General features: G+C 67.1%; 14 protein-coding genes. 9 read left to right on the top strand and 5 right to left on the bottom strand.

Going from position 1 to position 11,722, the window contains the following annotated elements; genetic code table 11:
- The first annotated feature begins 56 nt into the window (after positions 1 to 56).
- A complete protein-coding gene (gene ppsA / locus QMX80_RS04235) occupies positions 57 to 2,435 on the top strand; it encodes a phosphoenolpyruvate synthase (protein WP_282275460.1) in 2,379 nt (792 codons plus the stop codon).
- A gap of 226 nt (positions 2,436 to 2,661) precedes the next feature.
- Here the strand turns inward: ppsA and QMX80_RS04230 are convergent, their stop codons facing one another.
- Complete coding sequence (locus QMX80_RS04230; protein ID WP_055769236.1) at positions 2,662 to 3,492, bottom strand: glycine zipper 2TM domain-containing protein; 831 nt, start codon at positions 3,490 to 3,492, stop codon at positions 2,662 to 2,664.
- A 158-nt stretch (positions 3,493 to 3,650) separates the two neighbouring features.
- Here QMX80_RS04230 and QMX80_RS04225 point away from each other — a divergent pair, with 158 nt between their 5' ends.
- Both QMX80_RS04225 and QMX80_RS04220 read left to right on the top strand, forming a co-directional pair.
- A complete protein-coding gene (locus tag QMX80_RS04225; RefSeq protein WP_282275459.1) occupies positions 3,651 to 3,881 on the top strand; it encodes a DUF6116 family protein in 231 nt (76 codons plus the stop codon).
- A gap of 3 nt (positions 3,882 to 3,884) precedes the next feature.
- On the top strand, positions 3,885 to 4,664 hold the full coding sequence (locus QMX80_RS04220) for a TatD family hydrolase (protein ID WP_282275458.1): 780 nt from the start codon (positions 3,885 to 3,887) through the stop codon (positions 4,662 to 4,664).
- 106 nt (positions 4,665 to 4,770) lie between these two features.
- Here the strand turns inward: QMX80_RS04220 and QMX80_RS04215 are convergent, their stop codons facing one another.
- On the bottom strand, positions 4,771 to 5,565 hold the full coding sequence (locus QMX80_RS04215) for a tRNA threonylcarbamoyladenosine dehydratase (protein ID WP_282275457.1): 795 nt from the start codon (positions 5,563 to 5,565) through the stop codon (positions 4,771 to 4,773).
- Positions 5,566 to 5,637: 72 nt separating this feature from the next.
- Between QMX80_RS04215 and QMX80_RS04210 the strand changes: the two genes are divergently transcribed.
- On the top strand, positions 5,638 to 6,069 hold the full coding sequence (locus QMX80_RS04210; protein WP_055769245.1) for a cytochrome c: 432 nt from the start codon (positions 5,638 to 5,640) through the stop codon (positions 6,067 to 6,069).
- A gap of 109 nt (positions 6,070 to 6,178) precedes the next feature.
- A complete protein-coding gene (locus QMX80_RS04205; protein WP_055769248.1) occupies positions 6,179 to 6,661 on the top strand; it encodes a glycine zipper 2TM domain-containing protein in 483 nt (160 codons plus the stop codon).
- Positions 6,662 to 6,742: 81 nt separating this feature from the next.
- Here QMX80_RS04205 and QMX80_RS04200 read toward each other — a convergent pair whose 3' ends face one another.
- Positions 6,743 to 6,952 (bottom strand): cold-shock protein, encoded by a 210-nt coding sequence (locus QMX80_RS04200; RefSeq protein ID WP_054665365.1) that lies wholly within the window; start codon positions 6,950 to 6,952, stop codon positions 6,743 to 6,745.
- Between the two features lie 232 nt (positions 6,953 to 7,184).
- Between QMX80_RS04200 and QMX80_RS04195 the strand changes: the two genes are divergently transcribed.
- From QMX80_RS04195 to QMX80_RS04180, 4 genes are all read left to right on the top strand, one after another.
- Positions 7,185 to 7,670 (top strand): DUF456 domain-containing protein, encoded by a 486-nt coding sequence (locus QMX80_RS04195; RefSeq protein ID WP_055769251.1) that lies wholly within the window; start codon positions 7,185 to 7,187, stop codon positions 7,668 to 7,670.
- Between the two features lie 121 nt (positions 7,671 to 7,791).
- Positions 7,792 to 8,931, top strand: a complete 1,140-nt coding sequence (locus tag QMX80_RS04190) for a phospholipase A (RefSeq protein ID WP_273083544.1) — start codon at positions 7,792 to 7,794, stop codon at positions 8,929 to 8,931.
- A 5-nt stretch (positions 8,932 to 8,936) separates the two neighbouring features.
- Positions 8,937 to 9,284: an arsenate reductase (glutaredoxin) gene (gene arsC / locus QMX80_RS04185; RefSeq protein ID WP_282275452.1), complete on the top strand. Its 348-nt coding sequence runs from the start codon at positions 8,937 to 8,939 to the stop codon at positions 9,282 to 9,284.
- A gap of 170 nt (positions 9,285 to 9,454) precedes the next feature.
- Complete coding sequence (locus tag QMX80_RS04180; RefSeq protein WP_282275451.1) at positions 9,455 to 10,564, top strand: sterol desaturase family protein; 1,110 nt, start codon at positions 9,455 to 9,457, stop codon at positions 10,562 to 10,564.
- 58 nt (positions 10,565 to 10,622) lie between these two features.
- Here QMX80_RS04180 and QMX80_RS04175 read toward each other — a convergent pair whose 3' ends face one another.
- Both QMX80_RS04175 and QMX80_RS04170 read right to left on the bottom strand, forming a co-directional pair.
- Complete coding sequence (locus QMX80_RS04175; protein WP_282275450.1) at positions 10,623 to 11,258, bottom strand: glutathione S-transferase family protein; 636 nt, start codon at positions 11,256 to 11,258, stop codon at positions 10,623 to 10,625.
- 98 nt (positions 11,259 to 11,356) lie between these two features.
- On the bottom strand, positions 11,357 to 11,677 hold the full coding sequence (locus QMX80_RS04170; RefSeq protein WP_282275449.1) for a hypothetical protein: 321 nt from the start codon (positions 11,675 to 11,677) through the stop codon (positions 11,357 to 11,359).
- Positions 11,678 to 11,722 lie beyond the last annotated feature (45 nt).

Genomic DNA, 11,722 nt, shown 5'->3' with positions numbered 1-11,722 from the left:
TACGGACGTGGCCATACCAGCCCGCCTCGGGCGATGGCCTCAACGGAGCATCGCGCTTGAACGAGAACATCCTGTGGTTGCATGAGCTGCGCCTGGCCGACCTGGCCCGCGTGGGTGGCAAGAATTCCTCGCTCGGCGAGATGATCGGCAACCTTGCCGGCCTGGGAGTCTCGGTGCCCGGCGGCTATGCCACCACCGCCGAAGCATTCAAGGATTTCATCGCCCACAACGACCTGTCCAAGCGCATCTTCGACCGGCTGGCGACGCTGGACGTTGAGGATGTCAACGCGCTGACCGCCGCCGGCGGCGAGATCCGCGGCTGGGTGATCGACGCCCCGCTGCAGCCGGCGCTGGACAAGGACATCCGCGACGCCTACGCCAAGCTGAGCGCCGACAACGGCGGCGGCGAAGTGGCCGTGGCGGTGCGCTCCTCGGCCACCGCCGAGGACCTGCCCGATGCCTCCTTCGCCGGCCAGCAGGAAACCTTCCTCAACGTCACCGGCGCCGACGACGTCGTGCGCAAGGTCAAGGAAGTATTCGCCTCCCTGTACAACGACCGCGCCATCGCCTACCGCGTGCACCACGGTTTCAAGCACGAGGACGTGTTCCTGTCCGCCGGCGTGCAGCTGATGGTGCGCTCCGGCGTGGGTTCCTCGGGCGTGCTGTTCACCCTGGACACCGAATCGGGCTTCCGTGACGTGGTGTTCGTCACCTCCTCCTTCGGCCTGGGCGAAATGGTCGTGCAGGGCGCGGTCAACCCGGACGAGTACTACGTCTACAAGCCCACCCTGCAGGCCGGCAAGCCGGCGATCCTGCGCCGCTCGCTCGGCAGCAAGGCGATCCGCATGGTGTATTCGGACGTCCCCGGCGAACGCGTCAGGATCGAGGACACCCCGGCCGAGCTGCGCAATACCTTCTCGATCAGCGACGAAGACGTGGCCGAGCTGTCGCGCCAGGCGCTGACCATCGAGAAGCACTACGGCCGCCCGATGGACATCGAATGGGCGAAGGACGGCGTAAGCGGCAAGCTGTTCATCGTGCAGGCGCGCCCGGAGACGGTGAAATCGCGCAGCCACGCCACCCAGATCGAGCGCTTCGCGCTGACCGGAAAGGGCGGCAAGGTGCTGGCCGAAGGCCGTGCCGTCGGCGCCAAGATCGGCTCGGGCACCGCCCGCGTGGTCAAGACGCTGGACGACATGAACCGCGTGCAGCCGGGCGACGTGCTGATCGCCGACATGACCGACCCCGATTGGGAGCCGGTGATGAAGCGCGCCTCGGCCATCGTCACCAACCGTGGCGGCCGCACCTGCCACGCCGCGATCATCGCGCGCGAACTGGGCGTGCCGGCCGTGGTCGGTTCGGGCAACGCCACCAAGGTCATCGAAGATGGCCAGCAGGTCACCGTCAGCTGCGCCGAAGGCGATACCGGCTTCATCTACGAAGGCAAGCTCGACTTCGAGCGCACCACCACCGATCTGGGCAACATGCCGCCGGCACCGCTGAAGATCATGATGAACGTGGCCAACCCGGAACGTGCCTTCGACTTCGGCCAGCTGCCGAACGCCGGCATCGGCCTGGCCCGCCTGGAAATGATCATCGCCAGCCACATCGGCATCCACCCGAACGCGCTGCTGGAATACGACCGCCAGGATGCGGTGACCAGGAAGAAGATCGACGAGAAGATCGCCGGCTACGGCGACCCGGTCAGCTTCTATGTGGACCGCCTGGCCGAAGGCATCGCCACCCTCACCGCCTCGGTTGCGCCGAACCCGGTGATCGTGCGCCTGTCTGACTTCAAGTCCAACGAGTACGCCAACCTGATCGGCGGCAGCAGCTACGAGCCGCACGAAGAGAACCCGATGATCGGCTTCCGCGGCGCCAGCCGCTACGTCGATCCGAGCTTCTCGGCCGCCTTCGCGCTGGAATGCAAGGCCGTGCTGCGCGTGCGCAACGAAATGGGCCTGGACAACCTGTGGGTCATGATCCCGTTCGTGCGCACCCTGGAAGAAGGCCGCAAGGTCGTCGAGGTGCTGGAGCAGAACGGCCTGAAGCAGGGCGAGAACGGCCTGAAGATCATCATGATGTGCGAAGTGCCGTCCAACGCGCTGCTCGCCGATGAATTCCTCGAGATCTTCGACGGCTTCTCGATCGGCTCCAACGACCTGACCCAGCTCAGCCTCGGCCTGGACCGCGACTCGTCGATCGTGGCGCACCTGTTCGACGAACGGAATCCGGCGGTGAAGAAGCTGCTGTCGATGGCGATCAAGGCCGCCCGCGCCAAGGGCAAGTACGTCGGCATCTGCGGCCAGGGCCCGTCCGACCATCCGGATCTGGCCGAGTGGCTGATGCAGGAAGGCATCGAGTCGGTGTCGCTGAACCCGGACACCGTGGTCGACACCTGGCTGCGCCTGGCCAAGAGCAAGGCCGCTTCCTGACGCCGGTACGCAACGCGAAAAACGGATCAAGGCCAGGCCCCGGGAATCCGGGGCCTGGCTTTTTTACAGGCGCCACCCTCATGCGCACCGCCGGCCACCCCACCCCGACCTGGTTGCCGGCAACGACACACCCGTAGTTCCGGCACCCGCAAAAAGACAACGCCCCGAGTGCGGGGCGTTGTCTGTAACGACTGCAGGCGGGAAGGTCACCCCTTCCGGCGAAGGCTCAGCGTCGGCTGGATGCCGTGTCCATCGCCGCGGTCTGCGTCACTACCTGGCCATCGATGACCGGCAGGCGATCGCTGGCCGGCTTGTCGTCCATGCGCACCTTCTTTTCCTGCCCGTTGAAGCGGTAGGTGACGTCGTAACCGACGGTCCGGCTGGCGTTGCCGAGGGCGACACGGTTGCCCGGCTGCTTGTCCATGCGCATGGTGCCGGTGCTGCCGTCGGCCTTGCGGTAGGTGACGTTGTAGCCGGTGACGCGCGACGACTCCGAAGCGGTCTGCTCGGTATGGCACTGGCGCTCGGTACGCTGCACGACGCGGCCGCCGACATGGCGCTTGTCGACCTGGTTGCCGATCACGCCACCGGCCACGGCACCCGCGGCGGTCGCCGCCTTGCGGCCGTTGCCCTTGCCCACCTGGTTGCCCAGCAGGCCACCGATGACCGCGCCGGCGACCGTGCCACCGACGTTGCCGTCGCGCTCAGGCAGGCGCTCCTGCACAACCACGTCTTCGCACACCTCGTGCGGCACCGTCGTGGTGGAGGTTTCGCGGACCGGCTCGGTGCCGATCACGGTGGCGTAAGCAGGCTCGCTGCGGCTGACCGGCTCGACCTTGAGCACGTCGGCGTATTCCAGCGCCGGTTCGTGCGGGGCGAGCGCGTTGCCGGCCGCGGCATCATCGGCCAGCGGCGTGGTGTCCAGCACCGGCTGCTCGGCCTGCATCGCCGGCAGGGGCGCCGCCTTGTCGCGGGCGCTCATGAACGCTGCGGTGGCGATGCCTCCCACCAGCAGGGCGCCGGCAGCTACCAGAACGGTGGTCGTATTGCTCTTCATCGTCTGCTCCCAGCGGGACGCCCGCCTGTTGACCTGGGGGCAATTCCAGCACGATAAACCTGAACAGAGGCATCCATCGCACCGTTCCTCTCATGAAAATCCGGCCGGCTGTCGCAATATTGGACTTCCCGCTCCACCACCGCCTCCAGGATTCCGCCATGTCCAGCCCCATGCTGCTGCCCTTCATGGAATGGGCGCGCAAGCTGCGCTACCCGACGCTGTTCAAGATCACGGCCACCCTGTTCGTGCTGAGCATGCTCCTGCCCGACCCGGTCCCCTTCATCGACGAGATCCTGTTCGGCATGGGCACCCTGCTGCTGGCCAACTGGAAGCGCCGCAAGGATCCGGTTGCCGGAACCGAGCCTCCCGCGCTTCCGCGCAAGCGTTGAGCCATGCACCTGGTAGACAGCCACTGCCACCTGGATGCGCCGGAATTCGATGGCGACCGTGACGCGATGCTCGCCCGCGCCAGGGCGGCGGGTGTGGCCGCGATGGTGGTTCCGGCGATAACCGCGGCGAGCTGGCCGGCACTGCGCCAGGCCTGCGCCAATGACGCTGCGCTGCACCCCGCCTATGGCCTGCACCCGATGTTCCTGGCCGACCACCGCCCCGCGCACCTGGACGAACTGCGGACCTGGTTGGAGCGTGAGAAGCCCTGCGCGGTGGGCGAATGCGGACTGGATTTTTTCGTGGACGGCCTGGACCCCACCACACAGCGCCACTACTTCGAAAAGCAGCTGCAGCTGGCCCGCGAATTCGAGCTGCCGGTGATCGTGCACGCCCGCCGCGCGGTGGAGGACGTGATCCAGACCCTGCGCCGCATCGGCGGCCTGCGCGGCGTCATCCACAGCTTCTCCGGCAGCCCGGAACAGGCCCGGCAACTGTGGGACATGGGCTTCCTGATCGGGCTGGGCGGGCCAGTCACCTACCCGCGCGCCAACCGCCTGCGCACGCTGGCGGCGACGATGCCACTGGAGTTCCTGCTGCTGGAAACCGATGCGCCGGACCAGCCCGATGCGGACATCCGCGGCCAGCGCAACGAACCCGCGCGCCTTGCCGCCATCGCCGCGGCCGTCGCCGCGCTGCGCGGACAGCCCGTGGAGGAGATCGCTTCGCAGACCACCGCGAACGCACGATACCTGTTCAATCTGCCGGCTTCGGCGCCCCTCTAGGAGCGGCTTCAGTCGCGATGGAGCCATGCGCCAGCGCACGCAGCGTGCAAGGGGCCATGACGGAAAAGCCCGGTCGCGACTGAAATCACTCTCACGGAAGGAGCCCTCAGCGCACCTTGGGCTTGAGCAGCATTTCAAGCGCCTTGCCGACCGCGGCGAAGGCGAATGCGCCGGTGATATGGGTCGCCGCGCCCAGGCCGGCGCCGCAATCGAGCTTGAGCGCCGCATCGGCGCCGAGGTTGGGCCGCAGCCCGCAGACGCTGCCATCGGCCTGCGGATACTTCACGTTCTCCAGCGAATACACCGCAGGCACGCCGAAATAGCGTTGCGGGTTCTTGGGGAAATTGAACTCGCCGCGCAGCTTCCGGCGGATCAGCGCCAGCATCGCATCGTGTTCGGTCCGTGACACATCGCGCACCCGCACCAGGGTCGGGTCGGTACGCCCGCCGGCCGCGCCCACGGTGATCAGCGGCAGCTTGCGGCGGCGGCACCAGGCGATGGTCTCGACCTTCACCCGGAAGCTGTCGCAGGCATCGACGACCAGGTCGAAACCGCGATCCAGCAGCTCGGCCATGTTGGAGCCGGTCAGGAACGCCTCCACCGCCTCGACTTCGGCGTCGGGGTTGATCGCGCGGCAGCGCTCGGCCATCGCCACCGCCTTGTTCCGCCCATACTGGCCCGCCAGCGCCGGCAGCTGCCGGTTGGTGTTGGACACGCAGATGTCGTCGGCATCAATCAGGGTCAGGTGCCCGACCGCCGAACGCACCAGCGCCTCGACCACCCACGAGCCGACACCGCCCATGCCCACCACGGCCACCCGGCAGCCTGACAGCCGCTCGATGGCGCCAGCCCCATACAGCCGGTCGATGCCGGCGAAACGTTCGCGCACTTGTTCTTTCATGCGCGCATTTTAACCGTGGCCGGAAACGCGCCGTGCGTCGTACCATCGACGCATCCCCAAGGAGCCCGGGCCATGACCGAACCCAGCCGTACCCAGTCCAACGCATCCCGTTACCTGTTCGTGCTGATCGCCGGCCTGCTGGTCGGCATCGTCGTCACCGTCATGGCGATGCGCGCCCTCCAGGCCCGGCAGGATCCGTTCCCGCACAGCCTGATGAACGTCATGGCGCGCCAGGCACAGCTGCTGGGCGACAGCCGCAAGCAGAACCGCTGCAGCGTCAATGACTCCACCCCGCGCCTGCAGACCCTGCGCTCGCTGACCAACGACCTGGACCTGGCCTTCCCGGGCCTGCGCGACGACACCCGTTTCCAGCAGCACGCCAGCCGCTTCCGCGCCACCTTGAACGACGCGCTGGCCTCGCCGCCGGCCGATTGCACCGCGCTGGCAGCGGTCACTGAACAGCTTGGAAACGACTGCAAGGCCTGCCATCAGGATTTCAGGTGAATCGACTTCCGTTTCACGCGTGGTTGGCCCGCCATTCACGTGCGAAAAGGGAGGATTCACCGTGCCGGGTATGGTCATACCCGCTACCCATCTGGCAAGGAGAATCACCATGAAGATCCAGTTGATCGCTGCGGGCGCCATCGCCAGCCTGGCCCTGGCCGGCTGCGCCACTTCCCCGGGTTACAGCGGCGGTGGCGGCTACAACAACGGCGGTTACAGCAGCGGCGGCTACAACAACGCCCGCTGCGCCGACTGCGGCATCGTCACCCGCATCGATACGGTGGCTTCGGGCCGTACCGCGCCCTCCGCTACCGGCGCGATCCTCGGCGGCATCGTCGGCGCCGTGGCCGGCCATGAAATCTCCAGCCACACCGGTGGCAGCAAGGGCAATCAGAACATCTCCGCGGCCGCTGGCGCGGCGGCCGGCGCCTTGGCCGGCAACAAGATCCAGCAGAACGTCACCGGCGACTCGTACGACATCCAGGTACGGATGGACGACGGCCGCGTGATCATGGTCAACCAGAAGGATCTCGGCGGCATCCGCGAGAACACCTACGTGCGCGTGGTCAACGGCCGCGTGGTGCTGCGCTGACCCAGGCTGCGCCCGCAAGGACGCTGCATGGAAAAGGCCCGCTTGCGCGGGCCTTTTCGCTTTCCTGTTCCGCGGGCTGTATCAGACCGGCTGCACGGCGTCAGCCTGCAGACCCTTCTGCCCCTGGACCACGGTGAAGGTGACCTTCTGGCCTTCCTTCAGGCTCTTGAAGCCCTGGGTCTGGATGGCGCGGAAGTGCACAAACACGTCTTCGCCATTCTCGCGGCTGATGAAGCCGAAGCCCTTGGCGTCATTGAACCACTTGACAATGCCGGTTTCGCGATCGGACATCTCGACTAACTCCCTGTTGCTCTCTCGTGTGATGGATACGCCCCGGAAGGCGGCTGACTGCAAGGAGGAAGCGAGGTGCAACGATGCAGCAAATCATGCGATCTACCCATCAGGCCACGATTCACGGTGACCTTGCCAAGCTCAGCGGCTGAAACTTAACCCGACCATAACCAAAAATCAATCGGGTAAAGACAATCTTGTCAACCCCTTTTGGCCATCGCCCGGAACCCGCATGGACTATTCATTCATATTGTATCTGCTAGCGGCCCTGCTGGTGATCGTCGGCATCGCCGGCGTGATCCTGCCCGCCCTGCCCGGCATCCCGCTGGTCTTCGCCGGCCTGCTGGTCGCGGCCTGGACCGACGGCTTCACCCATGTGGGCTGGCTGCCGCTGGTCGTTCTCGGAGTGCTGACCATCATCTCCATCGTGGTCGACGTGCTCTCCACCACCTTGGGCGCGCAACGGCTCGGCGCCAGCCGGCTGGCGCTGGTCGGGTCGCTGGTGGGAACCGTGGCCGGGCTGTTCTTCATGCCGATCGGACTGTTCGCCGGCCCCTTCCTCGGGGCGCTGCTCGGCGAATACCTGCACGGCCGCAAGCTGGGCCAGGCGACCAGGGTCGGCATCGGCACCTGGCTGGGCATCGTGCTGGGCGTGGCGCTCAAGCTCGGTCTGGCCGTGGCGATGCTCGGGGTTTTCGCCATCGCCTGGTTCGTCTGAACCGGGCCCGCGCCGGCGATGACTCCCGCTGCACACGGCAATGACCGACAATCCTGCCGATGGCCCCCGCCCTGAACGTGCAGGGGCCTTCCTCTACCTCGTCCGGATGGACCGCTCCCGCATGCATACGTCCCGCGCCCGCCCTGTCCTGCTGCTCGCCCTGACGGGCTGCTCCGCTGCCGCACTGGCGCAGGAATCGATCACCACGCCGGCCTCGCCGCAGGCCTGCTTCGCCCTGGACTCGGACGCCGCGCGCCTGAGCTGCTACGACCGTGCCCTGGGCCGCACGCCGGCCGACACCCGCGCGGCGGACGCCGCCGCCAGCGCCGCCCAGCAGACGCTCAAGGAAGCCAAGGCCAGCGCAAAGGAACTGGACCAGCCGCTGCCGCCCCGCAACGAGCTCTTCGCCCACGACGACCTCGCCTCGGCCGTAGCCAACGCCGGCCGCGGCTCGATGCTGGACAGCCGCTGGGAACTGGCCAAGGACTCCAAGCTCGGCCTGTTCCAGCTGCGCGCCTACAAGCCTGTGTACCTGCTGCCCGCGTTCTGGACCGACAAGCCGAACCGGATGCCGCACTCGCCCAACCCGGCCAACACCGTCACCGAGGCCGAGGAACTGGACAACACCGAGCTGAAGTTCCAGCTCAGCTTCAAGACCAAGGTCGCCGAGAACCTGTTCGGCGACAACGGCGACATCTGGGTCGGCTATACCCAGAGTTCGCACTGGCAGGCCTACAACAGCGAAATCTCGCGCCCGTTCCGCGAGACCAATTACGAGCCGGAAGCCATGCTCGTCTTCCGTAACGGCTATTCGCTGTTCGGCTGGAACGGCCGCATGACCGGCATCAGCCTCAACCACCAGTCCAACGGCCGCAGCGATCCGCTGTCGCGCAGCTGGAACCGGGTGATCCTCAATGTCGGCCTGGACCGGGACAACTGGGCGATCATGCTGCGCCCCTGGTATCGCATCCCGGAGAAAGCCAAGGACGACAACAACCCGGACATCGAGGACTACACCGGCCGCGGCGACGCCACCCTGGTCTACAACCGCAACGGGCATGAGTTCTCGGTGACCGCGCGCCACTCGCTGCGCAGCGGCGACCGCTCGCACGGCTCGGTGCAGCTGGACTATGGTTTCCCGCTCAACCGGCTGCTGCGCGGGCATGTACAGGTGTTCGACGGCTATGGCGAAAGCATGATCGACTACAACCACCGCGCCACCTATATCGGCGTCGGCATCTCGCTGTTGGAATGGTTCTGAAGGTAATGAACGCAACGATCTGGCACAACAACCGCTGCTCGAACTCGCGCGGCGCTCTGGCCCTGCTGCAGGAGGCCGGCGCCGACATCGAGGTCATCGACTACCTCGCCACCCCGCCCGATCCGGCGACCCTGCGCCAGCTGCTGGACGAGATGGGCATGCCCGCGCGCGACCTGCTGCGCAGCAAGGAAGCCGCCTATGTCGAACTGGGGCTGGCGGACAAGCTCGACGACGAAGCCGCGCTGGTCGAGGCGATGGCGATGCACCCGGCGCTGATCAACCGCCCGATCGTGCGCACGCCCAAGGGCACCGCGCTGTGCCGCCCACCGGAGACGGTGCGCACGCTGCTGTAAGTCCTGGGGAACGCCGCAGAAGCGGCTTCAGCCGCGAAACGACCGCCTCGACAAAGCTCCATCGCGGCTGCAGCCGCTCCTGTGGTCGGCTCCGCCTGCACGCATGAGCGGGCTTGCCGCCGTTGCTGGCGCGCAGGCAGAATCCTGCGATCTTCGACAGGAAGTCCCGCATGGCCCGACCGCACCGCTCCTTCTTCGCCCATGCCTCCGCGCTGCTGGGGCTGTTGAGCCTGATGGCGGTGGCCTGCTTCCACTTCCCCGAGCTGCTGACCAGCCGCGAGTTCCGCGCGGTCTACAACGAGCAGTTCGCCCGCCACCTGCTGCTGGTCGGGCTGGCCGCGGCTTTCATCCTCGGCACGCTGGCCATCCTGCGCGACCGCAACAAGCGCATCGCCACGATCGGCGTCGGCAGCGCGACCCTGGCGGTGCTGCTGGGCGGCACCAACGTGCAGTTCGACGCCATCGGCAGGACGCCCTATTCGCTGGGGCTGGACTGGTTCGTGCTGTCGCTGTTCTTCTCGGCGCTGGTGTTCGTGCCGCTGGAGCGCTACCTGGGCAAGCGCGCGCTGTCGCCGCTGCGCCCGGGCTGGCGCACCGACGTGGCCTATTTCTTCATGAGCCATGTGCTGGTCCAGTTCATCCTGATCCTGGTCACCGCCTCCACTTCCACCATCGCCGGGCTGGCCGCGTTCCCGTCGCTGAAGGCCGCAATCCAGTCGCTGCCGGTCTGGGCGCAGTTCCTGATCGCGGTGTTCGTGGCCGACATGGCGCAGGCGCTGCTGCACCGCGCCTACCACAACGTCCCGTGGCTGTGGCGCTTCCACGCTGTGCACCATTCCAGCCGGCACATGGACTGGCTGGCCGGCTCGCGTATCCATTTCATCGAAATCGTGATGACCCGCAGCGCGGTGCTGCTGCCGCTGCTGGTCCTTGGCTTCTCGACACCGGCGGTGAACGCCTACGTGATCCTGGTCGGCCTGCAGGCGGTGCTGGCCCACGCCAACCTCGGCATCCGCTTCGGCTGGCTGGAGTACCTGGTGGTGCTGCCGCGCTACCACCACTGGCACCACGCCCGGCAGAAGGAATACATCGACGTGAACTACGCCATCCACCTGCCGCTGGTGGACATGCTGATGGGTACGTTCAAACTGCCGCGCGACCAGGCGCAGTGGCCGCAGGAATACGGCGTGATGAAGCTGGAGACCGTGCCCAAGGGCATCGTCCGGCAGCACGTGATGCCGTTCCAGGGCGGGCGCCGGTTCGACGACTACGTGGATTGAAGGGCCGGTGGGTGCGCACCGCCTTCCGCTGGCCGCACGCGGGGACGGGCGCGACGCTTCAGGTCCAGTCGCTGATGCCCTCGCGACGGTAGACCTCGGCCAGCGCGGGGCGATCCTTCATCCGCCGCGCATGCGCGGCCAGCACCGGCCAGGCATCGGCCGGGCACGGCATGTTGCGCGACCAGCGCATCAGCATGGTCAACATGAAATCCACCGCCGAGACCTGCGCGCCCAGCATGTACGGCCCCTCGTCCTGCAGGTGATCGGCGACCTGCTGCCAGGCCGCCTCCAGCTTCACGCGGGCGCGCTCCTTCACCGCGTCGATGCTGGCCTCGCCGGCCGGCTCGTGCGGATAGAACCACGCGCGGTAGGCCGGCATCAGGGTGTAGACGCAGAAACACATCCAGCGGTAATAGTCGCCGCGCGCCGCCGTACCCGGCGCCGGCGCCAGCCCGGCCTGCGGATGCAGATCGACCAGGTGCATGGCGATGGCCGCCGATTCGGTGAGTACCTGCCCGTCGATCAGCAGCGTCGGCACGCGCCCGGCCGGGTTGATCGCGAGGTAACCGGGAGACTTCTGCTCTCCCCGCTCGAAATCGAGCTGGTGCAGTTCGTGCTCGATGCCCAGTTCGATCAACAGCCAGTGCACGACCAGCGAAGCGGTGCTTTGCGATCCATATAGGACGACAGACATGGGGCTCTCCCTGGCAGGCGGTGCGCCATCTTAGCGCCGGAGCGGCCGCCGCATTGCCGGGCGGAAACGCGCCATGGCGCTGCCGCCGGACCTCGCCCTCAGTTGCAGCTGGACATGCAGCTGTTCAACCTCTCGCCGCAGACCGCGGCCGCCGAGCGGTTCTGGCAGAACGCCTGCGAGGTCTGGCAGGCCCCGCGCAACTCAGGATTGGTGATCCTGTCGCACTGGTTGTCGCGGTTGGCCTCGCCGCAATCGCCATAGCCGCGCGGATTGGCGCTGCAGAGCTGATGGGCCTTCTGGCAGTAGCTCACGCAGGCGGCCGGGTCGTTGCGCGGCGGTTCGCGCGAACCCCCATCGCTGGAGCACCCGGCCAGCAGCAGCGATACGCCGATCAGCCCCGTCCACAGCCCTGTACGCATGTCCACAGCCCCATATGGAAACAGCCCGAGCATACGCCCGGGCTG

Origin of the sequence: Stenotrophomonas sp. PS02297 (assembly GCF_029959705.1) — a bacterium.
Lineage (GTDB): Bacteria > Pseudomonadota > Gammaproteobacteria > Xanthomonadales > Xanthomonadaceae > Stenotrophomonas > Stenotrophomonas nitritireducens.
The sequence above is the reverse complement of the archived record's forward strand: the minus strand, read 5'-3'. Positions and strand labels throughout refer to the sequence as shown.

Excerpts from the sequence above, each read along its gene's own strand:
- QMX80_RS04190 (WP_273083544.1), top strand. The coding sequence starts at position 7,792 with ATGCATACGTCCCGCGCCCGCCCTGTCCTGCTGCTCGCCCTGACGGGC.
- QMX80_RS04170 (WP_282275449.1), bottom strand. The coding sequence starts at position 11,677 with ATGCGTACAGGGCTGTGGACGGGGCTGATCGGCGTATCGCTGCTGCTG.
- QMX80_RS04195 (WP_055769251.1), top strand. The coding sequence starts at position 7,185 with ATGGACTATTCATTCATATTGTATCTGCTAGCGGCCCTGCTGGTGATC.
- arsC (WP_282275452.1), top strand. The coding sequence starts at position 8,937 with ATGAACGCAACGATCTGGCACAACAACCGCTGCTCGAACTCGCGCGGC.
- QMX80_RS04225 (WP_282275459.1), top strand. The coding sequence starts at position 3,651 with ATGTCCAGCCCCATGCTGCTGCCCTTCATGGAATGGGCGCGCAAGCTG.
- QMX80_RS04200 (WP_054665365.1), bottom strand. The coding sequence starts at position 6,952 with ATGTCCGATCGCGAAACCGGCATTGTCAAGTGGTTCAATGACGCCAAG.
- QMX80_RS04180 (WP_282275451.1), top strand. The coding sequence starts at position 9,455 with ATGGCCCGACCGCACCGCTCCTTCTTCGCCCATGCCTCCGCGCTGCTG.
- QMX80_RS04230 (WP_055769236.1), bottom strand. The coding sequence starts at position 3,492 with ATGAAGAGCAATACGACCACCGTTCTGGTAGCTGCCGGCGCCCTGCTG.
- QMX80_RS04215 (WP_282275457.1), bottom strand. The coding sequence starts at position 5,565 with ATGAAAGAACAAGTGCGCGAACGTTTCGCCGGCATCGACCGGCTGTAT.
- QMX80_RS04205 (WP_055769248.1), top strand. The coding sequence starts at position 6,179 with ATGAAGATCCAGTTGATCGCTGCGGGCGCCATCGCCAGCCTGGCCCTG.
- QMX80_RS04220 (WP_282275458.1), top strand. The coding sequence starts at position 3,885 with ATGCACCTGGTAGACAGCCACTGCCACCTGGATGCGCCGGAATTCGAT.
- QMX80_RS04210 (WP_055769245.1), top strand. The coding sequence starts at position 5,638 with ATGACCGAACCCAGCCGTACCCAGTCCAACGCATCCCGTTACCTGTTC.
- QMX80_RS04175 (WP_282275450.1), bottom strand. The coding sequence starts at position 11,258 with ATGTCTGTCGTCCTATATGGATCGCAAAGCACCGCTTCGCTGGTCGTG.